The 16,072-nt window shown below is 61.5% G+C and carries 15 protein-coding genes; 6 read left to right on the top strand and 9 right to left on the bottom strand.

All coding sequences use genetic code 11. The annotated features are described in order from the left end of the window. Positions 1 to 131 precede the first annotated feature (131 nt). Positions 132 to 2,141 carry a DNA helicase Rep gene (rep, locus tag BB029_RS01530; RefSeq protein ID WP_027608306.1) on the top strand — a complete coding sequence of 670 codons (2,010 nt, stop codon included), beginning with the start codon at positions 132 to 134 and terminating at the stop codon, positions 2,139 to 2,141. A 58-nt stretch (positions 2,142 to 2,199) separates the two neighbouring features. Further along, on the top strand, positions 2,200 to 2,772 hold the full coding sequence (locus BB029_RS01525) for a xanthine phosphoribosyltransferase (RefSeq protein ID WP_065938001.1): 573 nt from the start codon (positions 2,200 to 2,202) through the stop codon (positions 2,770 to 2,772). 69 nt (positions 2,773 to 2,841) lie between these two features. On the opposite strand, the gene BB029_RS01520 is transcribed toward BB029_RS01525, so the two are convergent. The 6 genes from BB029_RS01520 to dadA all read right to left on the bottom strand — a co-directional run bounded on the left by BB029_RS01520 (position 2,842) and on the right by dadA (position 8,937). Continuing rightward, entirely contained in the window at positions 2,842 to 4,764 is a 1,923-nt protein-coding gene (locus BB029_RS01520) for an acetyl-CoA hydrolase/transferase C-terminal domain-containing protein (RefSeq protein WP_065938000.1), read from the bottom strand. A 136-nt stretch (positions 4,765 to 4,900) separates the two neighbouring features. Further along, positions 4,901 to 5,311, bottom strand: a complete 411-nt coding sequence (locus BB029_RS01515; protein WP_043293857.1) for a cytochrome c5 family protein — start codon at positions 5,309 to 5,311, stop codon at positions 4,901 to 4,903. Between the two features lie 181 nt (positions 5,312 to 5,492). Further along, on the bottom strand, positions 5,493 to 6,041 hold the full coding sequence (locus tag BB029_RS01510) for a cupin domain-containing protein (RefSeq protein WP_003176893.1): 549 nt from the start codon (positions 6,039 to 6,041) through the stop codon (positions 5,493 to 5,495). Between the two features lie 116 nt (positions 6,042 to 6,157). Further along, the gene (gene alr, locus BB029_RS01505; protein WP_065926701.1) at positions 6,158 to 7,231 is read right to left on the bottom strand and encodes an alanine racemase; all 1,074 of its coding nucleotides are present in this window, start codon (positions 7,229 to 7,231) and stop codon (positions 6,158 to 6,160) included. A gap of 79 nt (positions 7,232 to 7,310) precedes the next feature. Continuing rightward, positions 7,311 to 7,664 carry a RidA family protein gene (locus BB029_RS01500; protein ID WP_017135862.1) on the bottom strand — a complete coding sequence of 118 codons (354 nt, stop codon included), beginning with the start codon at positions 7,662 to 7,664 and terminating at the stop codon, positions 7,311 to 7,313. Beyond that, a complete protein-coding gene (gene dadA, locus BB029_RS01495; RefSeq protein ID WP_065937999.1) occupies positions 7,636 to 8,937 on the bottom strand; it encodes a D-amino acid dehydrogenase in 1,302 nt (433 codons plus the stop codon). Before dadA ends, BB029_RS01500 begins: the two co-directional genes overlap by 29 nt. A gap of 156 nt (positions 8,938 to 9,093) precedes the next feature. Here dadA and BB029_RS01490 point away from each other — a divergent pair, with 156 nt between their 5' ends. Continuing rightward, positions 9,094 to 9,582 (top strand): Lrp/AsnC ligand binding domain-containing protein, encoded by a 489-nt coding sequence (locus BB029_RS01490; RefSeq protein WP_003176896.1) that lies wholly within the window; start codon positions 9,094 to 9,096, stop codon positions 9,580 to 9,582. Here BB029_RS01490 and BB029_RS01485 read toward each other — a convergent pair. Beyond that, a complete protein-coding gene (locus BB029_RS01485; RefSeq protein WP_003176897.1) occupies positions 9,579 to 9,932 on the bottom strand; it encodes a YkgJ family cysteine cluster protein in 354 nt (117 codons plus the stop codon). The two genes, BB029_RS01490 and BB029_RS01485, sit on opposite strands and share 4 nt — an antisense overlap. A 115-nt stretch (positions 9,933 to 10,047) precedes the next feature. On the opposite strand from BB029_RS01485, the gene BB029_RS01480 reads away from it, so the two are divergent. Then, positions 10,048 to 11,340 (top strand): FAD-binding oxidoreductase, encoded by a 1,293-nt coding sequence (locus BB029_RS01480; RefSeq protein WP_065937998.1) that lies wholly within the window; start codon positions 10,048 to 10,050, stop codon positions 11,338 to 11,340. On the opposite strand, the gene BB029_RS01475 is transcribed toward BB029_RS01480, so the two are convergent. Next, a complete protein-coding gene (locus BB029_RS01475; protein ID WP_065937997.1) occupies positions 11,341 to 11,565 on the bottom strand; it encodes a DUF1127 domain-containing protein in 225 nt (74 codons plus the stop codon). Positions 11,566 to 11,730: 165 nt separating this feature from the next. Here BB029_RS01475 and BB029_RS01470 point away from each other — a divergent pair, with 165 nt between their 5' ends. Both BB029_RS01470 and BB029_RS01465 read left to right on the top strand, forming a co-directional pair. Continuing rightward, positions 11,731 to 13,155: a PLP-dependent aminotransferase family protein gene (locus tag BB029_RS01470; RefSeq protein WP_065937996.1), complete on the top strand. Its 1,425-nt coding sequence runs from the start codon at positions 11,731 to 11,733 to the stop codon at positions 13,153 to 13,155. Between the two features lie 62 nt (positions 13,156 to 13,217). Beyond that, positions 13,218 to 14,783 carry a phospholipase D family protein gene (locus BB029_RS01465; RefSeq protein WP_065937995.1) on the top strand — a complete coding sequence of 522 codons (1,566 nt, stop codon included), beginning with the start codon at positions 13,218 to 13,220 and terminating at the stop codon, positions 14,781 to 14,783. A 12-nt stretch (positions 14,784 to 14,795) separates the two neighbouring features. Here the strand turns inward: BB029_RS01465 and BB029_RS01460 are convergent, their stop codons facing one another. Beyond that, complete coding sequence (locus BB029_RS01460) at positions 14,796 to 15,938, bottom strand: MFS transporter (protein ID WP_065937994.1); 1,143 nt, start codon at positions 15,936 to 15,938, stop codon at positions 14,796 to 14,798. Positions 15,939 to 16,072 lie beyond the last annotated feature (134 nt).

The raw sequence follows: 16,072 nt of genomic DNA, 5'->3' as shown, positions 1-16,072 counted from the left end.
ATCCTGCGGCAAAGTAGCAAAAGCGGCAAATTTAGATCGAGTGGTACGTCACACCGTCGATCCAGGGCAGCAGAATCTTGCCAGCCTGTTAAAATGCCCGCCCTTTTGAATAACGACTCCCTGAATTCCGTATGTCCCGACTCAATCCCCGGCAGCAAGAAGCCGTGAACTACGTCGGCGGCCCTCTATTGGTGCTCGCCGGTGCAGGTTCCGGCAAGACCAGTGTGATCACCCGCAAGATCGCGCACCTGATCCAGAACTGTGGCATCCGCGCCCAGTACATCGTCGCCATGACCTTTACCAACAAGGCCGCGCGGGAAATGAAAGAGCGTGTCGGCACCCTGCTCAAGGGTGGCGAAGGCCGTGGCCTCACGGTGTGTACCTTCCATAACCTGGGCCTGAACATCATCCGCAAGGAGCATGTGCGGCTGGGCTACAAGCCGGGCTTCTCGATCTTCGACGAGACCGACGTCAAGGCCCTGATGACCGACATCATGCAGAAGGAATACGCAGGCGACGACGGCGTCGACGAGATCAAGAACATGATCGGCGCCTGGAAAAATGACCTGATCCTGCCGCCCGAAGCCCTGGAAAACGCGCGCAACCCCAAGGAACAGACCGCCGCCATCGTCTACACCCACTACCAGCGCACGCTCAAGGCGTTCAACGCGGTGGACTTCGACGACCTGATCCTGCTGCCGGTGAAGCTGTTCCAGGAACACGCCGACATCCTCGAAAAGTGGCAGAACAAGGTGCGCTACCTGCTGGTGGACGAATACCAGGACACCAACGCCAGCCAATACCTGCTGGTGAAGTTGCTGATCGGTACGCGCAACCAGTTCACCGTGGTGGGCGACGACGACCAGTCGATCTACGCCTGGCGCGGCGCCCGCCCGGAAAACCTGATGCTGCTCAAGGACGACTACCCGTCCCTGAAAGTGGTGATGCTGGAGCAGAACTACCGCTCCACCAGCCGCATCCTGCGTTGCGCCAACGTGCTGATCTCGAATAACCCCCACGAGTTTGAAAAACAACTGTGGAGCGAGATGGGCCACGGCGATGAGATCCGCGTGATCCGCTGCCGCAACGAAGACGCCGAAGCCGAGCGCGTGGCGGTGGAAATCCTCAGCCTGCACCTGCGCACCGACCGCCCCTACAGCGACTTCGCGATCCTGTATCGCGGCAACTACCAGGCCAAGCTGATCGAGCTGAAATTGCAGCACCACCAGGTCCCGTATCGGCTGTCAGGTGGCAACAGCTTTTTCGGACGCCAGGAAGTGAAGGACCTGATGGCCTACTTCCGCCTGATCGTGAACCCGGACGACGACAACGCCTTCCTGCGCGTGATCAACGTGCCGCGCCGCGAGATTGGTTCCACCACCTTGGAAAAGCTCGGCAACTACGCCACTGAACGCAAGATCTCGATGTACGCCGCCACCGACGAAATCGGCCTGGGCGAACACCTGGACACGCGTTTCACCGATCGCCTGTCGCGCTTCAAGCGCTTCATGGACAAGGTACGTGAACAGTGCGCCGGCGAAGACCCGATCAGCGCCCTGCGCAGCATGGTCATGGACATCGACTATGAAAACTGGCTGCGCACCAACAGTTCCAGCGACAAGGCCGCGGATTACCGCATGGGCAACGTCTGGTTCCTGATCGAAGCGTTGAAGAACACCCTGGAAAAAGACGAAGACGGCGAAATGACCGTCGAGGACGCCATCGGCAAGCTGGTGCTGCGCGACATGCTCGAGCGCCAGCAGGAAGAGGAAGACGGCGCCGAAGGTGTACAGATGATGACCTTGCATGCGTCCAAGGGCCTGGAATTTCCCTACGTGTTCATCATGGGCATGGAAGAGGAAATCCTCCCGCACCGCTCCAGCATCGAGGCCGACACCATCGAGGAAGAACGGCGCCTGGCCTACGTGGGCATTACCCGCGCACGTCAGACACTGGCCTTCACCTTTGCCGCCAAGCGCAAGCAATACGGCGAAATCATCGATTGTGCCCCCAGCCGTTTCCTGGACGAGCTGCCGCCGGATGACCTGGCCTGGGAAGGCAACGACGACACCCCGACCGAGGTGAAAGCCGTTCGCGGCAACACCGCCCTGGCGGATATACGCGCGATGTTAAAGCGCTAGAATCGACTACTTTTTAATCTACTTTCGGCGCACAACCCGCCATTAGAGGAAGCTTTCCGTGGAAGCACTGCACAAGAAAATTCGCGAAGAAGGCATCGTGCTTTCCGATCAGGTACTCAAGGTCGACGCCTTTCTGAATCACCAGATCGACCCGGCGCTGATGAAACTGATCGGCGACGAATTCGCCGCACGGTTCAAGGACTCGGGCATCACCAAGATCGTCACCATCGAAGCGTCGGGCATCGCACCGGCGATCATGACCGGCCTGAACCTCGGCGTGCCGGTGATTTTCGCCCGCAAGCAGCAGTCCCTGACCCTGACCGAAAACCTGTTGTCGGCGACGGTGTATTCCTTCACCAAGAAAGTCGAAAGCACCGTCGCGATCTCGCCGCGACACCTGACCAGCAGCGATCGCGTACTGGTGATTGATGACTTCCTGGCCAACGGCAAGGCATCCCAAGCGCTGATTTCGATCATCAAACAGGCCGGTGCGACCGTTGCGGGCTTGGGGATTGTGATCGAGAAGTCGTTCCAGGGTGGCCGTGCGGAGTTGGATGCGCAGGGTTATCGGGTCGAGTCGCTGGCGCGGGTGAAGTCGCTGGAAGGTGGCGTGGTTACCTTCATCGAGTAATCGTTGCCTGCACGCGGTTAAACATGTGGGAGAGGGCTTGCCCCTCCCACATGTTGACCTGTGTTGATTTTAGTGTGCGGTTGCTTGTAAGCCAGCGAGCAATAGGCGCTGATAGAGATCCTCCTTCAACCCCTCCGGCGAATCCAACCCCATCCGCTTCAGATGCTCGGGAAACGCCTGCGGCTCCGGTGCATCCAGCGCTGCCTTGCCCAACTCCAGAATCTCCGTCAGCTTGAATTTGCTCTTGAGCCAGTTCAAGGCGCGCAACAGATCCCGCTCTTCGTGAGTGAAGTCGCTGCCCAGCGGATATTCCGGGAACAAACGCCGATGCCGCGCCTGGATACCTTGGAGCCGCTCCGGCGTGTTGTCGCCAAAGCGCGGATCCAGCTGGAAATCCTTGGGCAACTTGCCGGCCTTTTGCGCCTGTTCGATCAAGTCGGCTTGAAAGCGTGAGTCGGTGATGTTGAGCAACGCCTCGATCACCTTGGCATCCGTCTGCCCACGCAGGTCGGCAATACCGTACTCCGTGATGACGATGTCCCTCAGGTGCCGGGGAATGGTGCAATGCCCATACTCCCAGACGATATTGGAACTGACCTCCCCGGCCGACTCACGCCAACTGCGCAGGATCAGGATCGAGCGCGCGCCCTCCAGCGCATGACCCTGAGCCACAAAGTTGTATTGCCCGCCCACGCCGCTGAGCACGCGACCGTCCTCCAACTGGTCGGCCACGCCTGCGCCCAGCAACGTTACCGTGATCGCACTGTTGATAAACCGTGCCTCCTGGCGCTGCAGGCGCTTGAGTTCTTCCTGGCCGTACAGCTCGTTAATGTAGCTGATACGGGTCATGTTGAATTCCAGACGCTTGGCGGGGGTCATCTCCTGCAAGCGCTGGTAAAAACTGCGCGGCCCCAGGAAGAAACCGCCGTGGATCGAAACGCCATCGGGCTGCGCCGCATCGTCCAGCAAACCGGCGTTGGCTTGCTCCTGGGTGGCCACATCCGGGTAGACCTTGCGCCGGACAATCCCCGCATCCGCCAGCACCAGCAGGCCGTTGACGAACATTTCGCTGCAACCGTAGAGGCCACGGGCGAAGGGGTCGACACCGCCTTCACGGCTGATCAGCGGGGCCCACTGGTATACATCGATGTCCGTCAGCAGCAGTCGATAGGCTTCGTTGTCCGCCTGGCGCGCCAGCAACGCGGCGGTCAGCGCATCGCCCATGGAGCCGATGCCGATCTGCAAGGTGCCGCCGTCGCGCACCAGGGTGCTGGCATGCAAGCCGATGAAATGGTCCTGGAACCCCACCGGCATGTTCGGTGTGGAGAACAGTGTGGTGCTGTCCTTTGCATCGATCAGGTAGTCGAACGCGTCCATGCCCAACTCGGAATCGCCCGGCATGTACGGCAACTCGGTGTGAACCTGGCCAACGATCAAAACGGTTTCGCCCGCTTCACGACGCTTGGCGATCATCGGTAGCAGGTCGAGGGTGATGTCGGGGTTGCAGCTCAGGCTCAGGCGGTCCGGGTGTTCGGCGCTGCTCGCGACCAACTGCGCCACCAGGTTCAGGCCGGCGGCGTTGATGTCGCGGGCGGCGTGGCTGTAGTTGCTGCTGACATAGTCCTGCTGGGCCGACGTGCTGTGGAGCAGACTGCCGGGCTGCATGAAGAACTGCTGCACATGGATATTCTTCGGCAGGCTGTCTGAGTGCAGTGCGGCGAGAAACTCCAACTCTGGGTAGTCACCAAACACCCGCTCGATAAAGGGTTCGAGAAAGCGCTTCTGCAAGCCATCGCCCAAGGTCGGGCGGCCCAGGCTAAGCGCGGTGTAAATCGTCAGCGCCCGCTCCGGCAGCTTGGCGATACGCCGGTACAGTGCATTGGCAAACAGGTTGGGCTTGCCCAGCCCCAGGGGCATGCCCATGTGGATATGCGCCGGTAGTCGCGCGAGTACGTCGTCAACTGCTTGCTCGATTGAACACAACTGCACCATCCGACCCTCCTGAACATTCCATGATTAGGGGTTGGACAGAGAATGGCGGGTCTTTGCTGCAAAGAACAGCCTCGAAACACACATCACACCCACAAAAAAGCCGCTCGTAAGCGGCATTTTTGACGAAGATCGACGGTTACAGGCCGGACATCTTCTTGATCGCGCCCTTCAGGTCATCATCCGAGCAATCCGCGCAGGTGCCTTTAGGCGGCATGGCGTTGATACCGGTGATGGCCTTGGCCAGGATGCCATCAAGGCCGCCCTGGTGGTCGGCGCGTTCTTTCCAGGCAGCGGTGTCGCCGATTTTCGGCGCGCCCAGCAGCCCGGTACCGTGGCATGCGTTGCAGTGCTTGGCGATGATGTCGTCGGGCGTCTTCGCAGCGCCCCCGCCCGCAGCTACCGCCACTTCCATGCCCTTGCACTCCTGGCCCTGGACGCAGACTTGGCCGACCGGCTCCAGGCGCTTGGCAATGTCATCATTGGTCGCAGCTTGAGCGCTGACAGCCCATAGGGCCAGTACGGTTGCTGGTGCAGCCAGCATTTTCATAATTAGATTCACGCGTTCACCCTCAATGGTGGCTATTCACGCCTGCGGCCACGGTTTCGCAGGCGGCGAAAGTATAACGGTTAGCCCGTCCGGCCGAAACAACCCTATTAAACAAAGGGAGATTCAGTCTCGCGGAATGCTGCTCGGGAGCCTCTGCAGCGCTGGCAGGACGCCTCTTTTGTTAAAAGTTCGCGGGTGTGGCTGCGCTGATTAGTCGCGCCGGCACATCGAACGGATTACGGAAACGATGGGGCTTGGTGCTTTCAAAGTAGTAGCTATCGCCGGCTTCGAGCACAAAAGTTTCAAGACCGACCACCAACTCCAAACGGCCTTCCACCAGAATCCCGGTTTCCTCGCCCTCGTGGGTGAGCATTTCTTCGCCTGTATCGGCGCCAGGCGGGTAGATTTCATTGAGAAACGCAATTGCCCGGCTCGGGTGCGCACGGCCCACCAGCTTCATGGTGACGGCGCCGTCGGAGATGTCGATCAGCTCATTGGCTTTATAGACGATCTGCGTCGGTATTTCCTGGAGGATCTCCTCGGAAAAGAACTCGACCATGGACATGGGGATGCCGCCCAGCACCTTGCGCAAGGAACTGATCGAGGGGCTGACGCTGTTTTTTTCGATCATCGAAATGGTGCTGTTGGTGACACCCGCGCGCTTGGCGAGCTCACGCTGGGAAAGACCCTTCAGCTTACGGATGGATTGCAGTCGTTCGCCGACGTCCAATGCGGGAGCCTCCTAGGATTCAGGCGTTGTTGTAATTGAGCGTTATCATGGCGACAGCGTTCAGTATTTACAACACTTGGGCCTAAATCCCAGGGAGCTGTGTTCGTCTCTGTCGCTCAAGCGCCGGAATAGAGCCTTGGCACACGACGCAGGTTGCAGAAGATCTGGTACGGGATGGTCTCGGCGGCGGCGGCGACGTCACTGGCGAGGATATTTTTGCCCCACAGCTCCACTGTGGAACCAAGACCCGCTTCGGGGACGTCCGTCAGGTCGATGCACAGCATGTCCATGGACACGCGACCCAGCAATTGGCTGCGCTGCCCCGCCACCAGCACCGGCGTGCCGGTGGGCGCATGGCGCGGGTAGCCGTCGGCATAGCCCATGGCAACCACGCCGATACGCATCGGTTTGGGCGTGATGAACCGGGCGCCGTAGCCTACCGGCTCGCCGGCTGGCAGTTCACGCACACAGATCACTTTCGATTCCAGGGTCATCACCGGCTGCAAACGCGCGGCCAAGGCCTGATCCTCACCAAACGGTGTGGCGCCATACAGCATGATGCCCGGGCGTACCCAGTCGCTGGATACGCTCGGCCAGCCCAGCACCGACGGCGAGTTGCGCAGGCTGACCTCCGCCACCAGTCCCTGGCGCGCCGCATCGAACACCGCCACTTGCTCGTTGCTGCTGACGCAATCCAGTTCGTCGGCGCGGGCAAAATGGCTCATCAACACAATCTTTGCGACTTTGCCGCTGGCCAGCAGGCGCTGGTAAGCCTCGTGGTAATCCTTGGGGTGCAGGCCAACGCGGTGCATCCCCGAATCGAGCTTGAGCCAGATGGTCAGCGGCGCGCTCAACCGGGCCTGTTCGATGGCCTCCAGTTGCCACAGCGAATGCACCACGCACCAGAAATCATGCTCGACGATCAGCGGCAACTCGTCGGCTTCGAAAAAACCTTCCAGCAGCAGTACTGGCGCGCGAATACCCGCGGCGCGCAACTCCAGCGCCTCCTCGATGCACGCCACGGCAAACCCGTCGGCCTCGGCTTCCAGCGCCTGGGCAACGCGTACGGCACCATGGCCGTAGGCGTCGGCCTTGACCACGGCGAGGGCCTTGGCCCCCGTGACTTCACGGGCCAGTTGGTAGTTGTGGCGCAGGGCTTGGAGGTCGATCAGGGCACGGGCAGGACGCATGGCGGCAGGCTTCTAGGCGGCAAAGTGAAGAAAAACCGGCGCCGACCAACAGCGTCAGCACCGGGAGAGGGAGCGTTGTTTAAGGCAGCGCGGCCACGACGGACAGCTCTACCAGGATTTCCGGTTCGCACAGCTTGGCCTCAACCGTGGCGCGGGCCGGGGCGACGCCTTTGGGTAGCCACTTGTCCCACACCGCGTTCATGCCGGCGAAATCGGCGTCGATGTCTTTCAGGTAGATCGTCACCGACAACAGCTTGGTTTTGTCGGTGCCGGCCAAGTCCAGCAAACGTTCGATATTGGCCAGGGTTTCACGGGTCTGCTGTTCGATCCCGGCGTTCATGTCGTCACCGACTTGCCCGGCCAGATACACGGTACCGCTGTGAACGACGATCTGGCTCATGCGCTCATTGGTGAGCTGGCGCTGGATTGACATGTTTTGCGGACTCCTGGTGGTTGCCATAACGGGAAATATCGAGGCCTTCGGCGCTGATCTGCGGCGTTTTCTTCGCCATCAGGTCGGCCAGCAAGCGACCGGAGCCGCACGCCATGGTCCAACCGAGGGTGCCATGGCCGGTGTTGAGGAATAGGTTCTTGAACGGCGTGGCACCGACAATCGGCGTGCCGTCGGGTGTGGCCGGGCGCAGGCCGGTCCAGAACGTGGCTTCGGCCAGATTGCCGCCCTGAGGATAAAGGTCGTTGACGATCATCTCCAGGGTTTCACGCCGACGCGGGTTAAGCGACAGGTCAAAACCGGCTATTTCAGCCATGCCGCCGACACGGATGCGGTTGTCGAAACGGGTGATGGCGACCTTGTAGGTCTCGTCGAGAATGGTCGACGTCGGCGCCATCGCTGAGTTGGTAATCGGCACGGTCAGCGAGTAGCCCTTGAGCGGGTACACCGGCGCCTTGATCCCCAGCGGCTTGAGCAGCTTCGGCGAGTAGCTGCCGAGGGCCAGCACGTAGCGGTCGGCGGTTTCCAGCTTGCCGTCAACCCATACACCGTTGATGCGCTCGCCGGCGTAGTCGAGGCGCTGGATATCCTGTTCGAAGCGAAACTCCACACCCAACTGCTTGCACATCTCGGCCAGGCGGGTGGTGAACATCTGGCAGTCGCCGGTCTGGTCGTTGGGCAGACGCAGGGCACCGGCGAGGATATCGGTGACGCTGGCCAGGGCCGGTTCAACACGGGCAATACCGGCGCGGTCGAGCAGCTCGAACGGCACACCGGACTCTTTCAACACGGCGATGTCCTTGGCGGCGCCATCCAACTGAGCCTGGGTACGGAACAACTGGGTAGTCCCGAGGCTGCGGCCTTCGTAGGCGATGCCGGTTTCAGCACGCAACTCATCGAGGCAGTCACGGCTGTACTCGGACAGGCGCACCATGCGCTCCTTGTTCATCGCATAACGGCTGGCGGTGCAGTTGCGCAGCATCTGCGCCATCCACAGGTACTGGTCAATATCCGCCGTGGCCTTGATCGCCAACGGCGCGTGGCGTTGCAGCAACCACTTGATGGCCTTGAGCGGCACGCCCGGCGCGGCCCATGGCGAAGCGTAGCCAGGGGACACCTGGCCGGCATTGGCGAAACTGGTTTCCATGGCAGCAGCCGGCTGACGGTCGACCACGACGACTTCAAAGCCGGCCCGCGCCAAATAGTAGGCACTGGTCACACCAATGACGCCGCTACCTAAGACCAGAACGCGCATTTTTATACCCTCATCGCGGGCTTGGCCGCTGACGTGTGTTATTCAAGCAATGATGGGCGCAGTATAAAAAGCAATCGCCAGTGCATTTCACTATATAAATGCCTATATTTGGCGACAATTCTCGGCAAAAACCCTTTTTACAGAGGCGTATCCCCTATGCGTACCAACACCCAGACCAAGCGGGAGCTGGACAAGATCGACCGCAACATCCTGCGCATCCTGCAAACCGACGGGCGAATTTCGTTCACCGAGCTGGGGGAAAAGGTCGGGCTGTCCACCACGCCGTGTACAGAGCGGGTGCGGCGGCTGGAGCGCGAGGGGATCATCATGGGTTACAACGCGCGGCTCAATCCCCAGCATTTGAAGGGAAGTTTGCTGGTATTTGTCGAGATCAGCCTCGATTACAAATCCGGCGACACCTTTGAGGAGTTCCGCCGCGCCGTGCTGAAACTGCCCCATGTGCTGGAATGCCACCTGGTCTCGGGGGACTTCGACTATCTGGTGAAAGCGCGGATTTCCGAGATGGCCTCGTACCGCAAATTGCTCGGCGACATCCTGCTCAAGTTGCCCCATGTGCGGGAATCGAAGAGCTATATCGTGATGGAAGAGGTCAAGGAGAGCCTCAACTTGCCTATTCCCGATTAAACCAGCACCTGCCGAGTGCTCGCCATGTATTCATGGATCTGCTTTTCCACCCGTGGATGAATCAGCTCTACGGGCCCCCGTCCATTGGGGCATGGCAAGGTCTTCGTGGTGCCGAACAGCCGACAGATCAGCGGCCGCTCGTCATACACGGTGCAGCCGTTGGGGCCCAGGTGCACACAGTTCAGCTCGTCCATCGCGGCGTCCTGCTCGGCAGCGGTCTTGCGTGGCAGGCGCGACATCTCCTCGGGCGAAGTGGTAACCGGCCCACAGCAGTCGTGGCAGCCGGGGACGCACTCGAACGAAGGAATCTGACGGCGCAGCGCGCTGATTTTCTGACTGTTGCAACTCATCGAAACAGGTACCGAACGGCGAATAGAGTTGGATTCTGAAGCAAAACGCCCTGCGCAGACAGCTTCGTCCGACCGCTGTATCCTGCGTCAAATTTTCCAAACAGGGATGCTCCCCATGACCGCCAGCGCCCGGCACACCGCTTCCTACTACGCCGCCAGCAGCGTGCCGCAACCCGATTACGCGGCGTTGACGGGCGAAGTAGGCGCGGACGTGTGCGTGATAGGCGGCGGTTTCTCCGGCCTCAATACGGCCCTGGAGCTGGCTGAGCGCGGCTTCAGCGTGGTGCTGCTGGAGGCGCGCAAGATCGCCTGGGGCGCCAGCGGGCGCAATGGCGGCCAGTTGATTCGCGGCGTCGGTCACGGCCTGGAGCAGTTCACCAACGTGATCGGCACCGATGGCGTGCGCCAGATGAAGCGGATGGGCCTGGAAGCCGTAGAGATCGTGCGTGAACGTGTCGAACGCTACCAGATCCCCTGCGACCTGACCTGGGGCTACTGCGACCTGGCCAACAAGCCTCGCGACCTGCAAGGCCTTGCCGAAGACGCCGAAGAACTGCGCAGCCTGGGCTATCGCCATGAAGTGCGCCTGCTGCAAGCGAGCGACATGGGCAGCGTCATCGGCTCCGACCGCTATGTGGGCGGCATGATCGACATGGGTTCCGGCCACCTGCATCCATTGAGCCTGGCTCTCGGCGAAGCCGCCGCCGCGCAGCAATGGGGTGTGCAGTTGTTCGAACAGTCGCAAGTGACGCGCATCGACTACGGCCCCGAGGTCAAGGTGCACACCGCCCAAGGCACTGTGCGCGCCAAGACCCTGGTACTGGCTTGCAATGCCTACCTCAATGGACTGAATCCGCAATTGAGCGGCAAGGTGCTGCCCGCCGGCAGCTACATCATCGCCACCGAGCCCTTGAGCCAGGCCCAAGCCGCCAACCTGTTACCGCAGAACATGGCCGTGTGTGACCAGCGCGTGACGGTGGATTACTTCCGGCTGTCCGCCGACCGTCGCCTGTTATTCGGCGGCGCCTGCCACTACTCCGGACGCGACCCCAAGGACATCGGCGCCTACATGCGGCCAAAGATGCTGCAGGTGTTCCCACAACTGGCCGACGTGAAGATCGATTACCAATGGGGCGGCATGATCGGCATCGGCGCCAACCGCCTGCCGCAGATCGGCCGCCTGGCGGACCAGCCCAATGTGTATTACGCCCAGGCCTACGCAGGCCACGGCCTCAACGCCACGCACCTGGCGGGCAAGCTGCTGGCCGAAGCCATCAGTGGCCAGCAGCAGGGACGTTTCGACCTGTTCGCCCGGGTGCCACACATCACCTTCCCCGGCGGCAAGCACCTGCGCTCGCCGCTGCTGGCCTTGGGAATGCTCTGGCACCGCCTCAAAGAGCTGGTCTGATCAATCGCGCCAGAAGGGTTTCAGGCCTTCCTGGCGGGCTTGCTCCGAGGTCAACCCAACATCGCGCAATTGCTCGCGAGTCAAGTGCAGCAAGGCCTTGCGTGTATGGCGGCGGTGCCAGAACAGGCTCCAGCGGCTGATCTCGCGCGGCGACGTCGCCCGCTCTTGCCCAGCCTGCAATTCCTGACTGTGTAACGTCAGCCGCACATCACTCATGCCGTTCATTTTGCTGCCCCTCGTTTGTCTGTTGCCATGAGTGGCTAGAATGAGCGAGCAGGCAAAACCATTACAGATTCAACCCACCTTTATTAAATCCATACAGATACTGCCCGTGCGCGGCTGAATCCTGTATTTTCCCCTTATCTGTACTGGTCACCTGGAGCGACCGCCATGACGCTTTACGTCAACCTCGCCGAATTGCTGGGCACGCGTATCGAACAAGGGTTCTATCGCCCTGGCGATCGACTGCCGTCCGTACGCGCCTTGAGCGTGGAGCACGGGGTCAGCCTGAGCACCGTGCAGCAGGCGTATCGATTGCTGGAAGACAACGGCCTGGCGATGCCCAAGCCCAAGTCCGGCTACTTTGTACCGGTAGGTCGGGAGTTGCCGGCACTGCCGGAGGTCGGCCGCCCGGCCCAGCGTCCGGTGGAAATATCGCAGTGGGACCAGGTGCTGGAATTGATTCGCGCAGTCCCGCGCAAAGACGTCATACAGATGGGCCGCGGCATGCCGGACGTATTGTCACCCACCCTCAAACCCCTGCTGCGCAGCCTGGCTCGCGTCAGCCGGCGCCAGGATCTGCCCGGACTGTATTACGACAATATCCTCGGCTGTATGGAACTGCGCGAGCAAATCGCCCGGCTGTCATTGGATTCCGGCTGCCAACTGACGGCCGAGGACATCGTGATTACCACCGGCTGCCACGAGGCGCTGTCCGCCAGCATCCACGCCATCTGCGAGCCGGGCGATATCGTCGCGGTGGACTCGCCCAGCTTCCACGGGGCCATGCAGACCCTCAAGGGCCTGGGCATGAAAGCCCTGGAAATCCCCACCGACCCAATCACCGGCATCAGCCTCGAAGCCCTGGAACTGGCGCTGGAACAGTGGCCGATCAAGGTTATCCAGCTGACCCCCAACTGCAATAACCCCCTGGGCTACATCATGCCGGAAGCGCGCAAACGCGCATTGCTGACCCTGGCCCAGCGCTTTGACGTGGCGATCATCGAAGACGATGTGTATGGCGAACTGGCCTACAGCTACCCACGCCCGCGCACCATCAAATCCTTCGACGAAGACGGCCGGGTGCTGCTGTGCAGTTCGTTCTCCAAGACCCTGGCGCCAGGCCTGCGCATTGGCTGGGTGGCTCCGGGCCGGTACCTGGAGCGGGTGCTGCACATGAAGTACATCAGCACCGGCTCCACCGCCACGCAGCCGCAGATCGCAATTGCCGAGTTTCTCAAAGGGGGTCATTTCGAACCGCATTTGCGACGGATGCGCACACAATATCAGCGTAATCGCGACCTGATGCTCGACTGGGTCAGCCGCTACTTCCCGGCCGGCACCCGTGCCAGCCGCCCACAAGGCAGCTTCATGCTGTGGATAGAACTGCCGGAAGGTTTCGACACCCTCAAGCTCAACCGCGCACTGGTTGAACAAGGCGTACAGGTGGCTGTGGGAAGCATCTTTTCCGCGTCGGGCAAGTACCGTAACTGCCTGCGCATGAACTACGCTGCCAAGCCCACCCCACAGATTGAAGAGGCCGTGCGCAAAGTCGGCGCTGCCGCGATCAAGATGCTGGCCGAAACGGTGGACTGACCTTTCGCGAAAAATCGCCGTCATATGTCGACAACCGCCCTGACCTGGACACGACTCCCTTGATGATTCGACGGCTTTTACCGTTTTTCCTGCTGGGAGCCCTGGCCCTGAGCGGCTGCGCCACGGTGAGTACCCCGCGCATACCCAGCGACGCCCTGCCGGCCGCCCAATCGTCGTTCGGCCGCTCGATCCAGGCCCAGGCCGCGCCTTACCAGGGCCGTTCAGGTTTTCGCCTGCTGCCCAACAGCAGCGAAGCCTTCATGGCCCGCGCCGAGCTGATCCGCAATGCCCAGACCAGCCTTGACCTGCAGTACTACATCGTCCACGACGGCATCAGCACGCGGATGCTGGTGGATGAACTGCTCAAGGCCGCCGACCGTGGCGTGCGCGTGCGCATCCTGCTGGATGACACCACCAGCGACGGCCTCGACCAGATCATCGCCACCCTCGCCGCCCACCCCAAGATCGAGATTCGCCTGTTCAACCCCCTGCACCTGGGACGCAGCACCGGTGTGACGCGAGCCATGGGCCGCCTGTTCAACCTGTCCCTGCAACACCGGCGCATGCACAACAAGCTGTGGCTGGCGGACAACAGCGTGGCCATCGTCGGTGGGCGCAACCTGGGGGATGAGTATTTCGACGCCGAGCCCAACCTGAACTTCACCGATATCGACATGCTCAGCGTCGGGCCGGTGGCCGAGCAACTCGGGCACAGTTTCGATCAGTACTGGAACAGCGCCTTGAGCAAACCCATTGATGATTTTGTCTCCAATATGCCCTCCAAAGGTGACTTGGCCGCCGCGCGCCTGGGCCTGGAGGCGTCGCTGGCCGAGTCGCGCCAGCAGAAGCACGCGTTGTATGCACGCCTGCGCACCTATCAGACCCAGCCGCGCATGGACATCTGGCGCCGCGAACTGATCTGGGCCTGGAACCAGGCGCTGTGGGACGCACCCAGCAAGGTGCTGTCCAAGGCCGACCCGGACCCGCACCTGCTGCTGACCACGCAACTGGCCCCGGAACTGGAAGGCGTCAACCATGAACTGATGATGATCTCGGCGTACTTCGTGCCGGGACAGCCCGGCCTGGTGTACCTGACGGGGCGCGCCGACGCGGGCGTATCGGTGAGCTTGTTGACCAACTCCCTTGAAGCCACCGACGTGCCTGCCGTACATGGCGGCTACGCACCGTACCGCAAGGCGTTGCTGGAGCACGGGGTAAAACTCTACGAGCTGCGCCGCCAACCGGGTGACGACGGCGGCAGCGGCCCGCACCTGTTTCGTCGAGGCACGTTCCGCGGCTCGGACTCGAGCCTGCACAGTAAGGCGATGATCTTTGATCGGCAAAAATCGTTTGTCGGCTCTTTCAATTTCGACCCGCGCTCCGTGCTGTGGAACACCGAGGTCGGCGTGCTGGTGGACAGCCCCGAACTGGCGGAACACGTGCGCAATCTCGCCCTGCAAGGCATGGCGCCGGCCCTGAGCTACGAGGCGAAACTGCAGGACGGCAACGTGGTATGGGTGACCGAGGACAACGGCCAACTGCACACCCTGACCCGTGAGCCGGGCAGTTGGTGGCGACGGTTCAATGCCTGGTTCGCCACCTCGGTCGGCCTGGAGCGCATGCTCTAGGAACAGCGCGGATCAAGCGGGCTGAGCAGCACCGAATGCGCCTTGGCGCAGCAACAGCACCACCAAACCCAAGGCCCCGGCCGCCATCAGCCACGGCAGCGCGTGCCCGCTGATCCATTGGCTGCCGGCGCCGGCCACAAGCGGGCCGATCAGGCAACCGATGCCCCATAACTGCGCGATGTGGGCATTGGCACGCACCAGCGCATCGTCACGATAACGCTCGCCGATCAGAATCAGCGACAACGTGAACAACCCGCCGGCACTGGCGCCGAACAGCACCCATATTGGCCAGATCAGCAGCGTGTGCATCAGCAACGGAATCGCCAGGCTCGATGCCAGCAACAGCAGTGCGCAACTCAAAAACAGCGTGCGTCGTGGCAGATAATCCGCCAGCGCACCGATGGGCAGTTGCAGCAGCGCGTCACCGACCACCACCGTGCTGACCATCGCCAGGGCAATTTCGGCAGTGAATCCCTGTTGCAGGCAATACACCGGCAGCAGCGTCAGGATCATCGCCTCAAACGCGGCGAACAGCGCCACCGCCCAGGCAATCGCCGGCAGGCTCAGGCAGAAGCGCCACAGGTCCGCGAAGGTCACGCTGAACGATTCGGCACTGGGCGCACCAGAGCGACCCAGCAATGCCAGCGGAGCCACCACCAGCAGGCCAACGCCAACCCAGAAACCATAGTCATGGTCGGTACCGATCAGGCCCAGCAGCAACGGGCCCGAGAGCTGGCTCAAGGCATAACTGCAGCCATACAGCGCCACCAGCCGGCCACGCCACTGCTCCACCACCAACTGGTTGATCCAGCTTTCACCGAGGATAAACACGATGGTCAGGATCACCCCGATCATCAGGCGCAACGCCAGCCATATCGGGTAGCTGGGCAGAATGGCCAGCAAACCGATGGATACCGCGCCAGCCCACAGGCACAGACGCATGAGATTCGCGGTGCCGAGCCAGGCGGCCAGGCGGCTGGAGACCTTGGCGCCAAGCAATACGCCAAAGGCCGGCATGGCGGCCATTACGCCAATCGCGAAACTGCCGTAGCCCCAGCCCTCCAGGCGCAGGGAGACCAGCGGCATGCTGACGCCGAGGGCCAGGCCGACACTGAGCACCGAGGCCAGGACGGCGAAATAGGTCGCCCAACGCATTGCCACGCTCCTGTGGATAATCATGGGTTCACACAAAACAGTGTGGGAGGGGGCTTGCTCCCGATTGCGGTGGATCATTGAGCACTGTTAGTGCCTGACACACTGCTATCGGGGGCAAGCCCCCTCCCACATTT

Origin of the sequence: Pseudomonas sp. S3E12 (assembly GCF_001702295.1) — a bacterium.
Taxonomy (GTDB): domain Bacteria; phylum Pseudomonadota; class Gammaproteobacteria; order Pseudomonadales; family Pseudomonadaceae; genus Aquipseudomonas; species Aquipseudomonas marginalis.
This window is presented reverse-complemented; position numbering and strand designations above follow the sequence as displayed.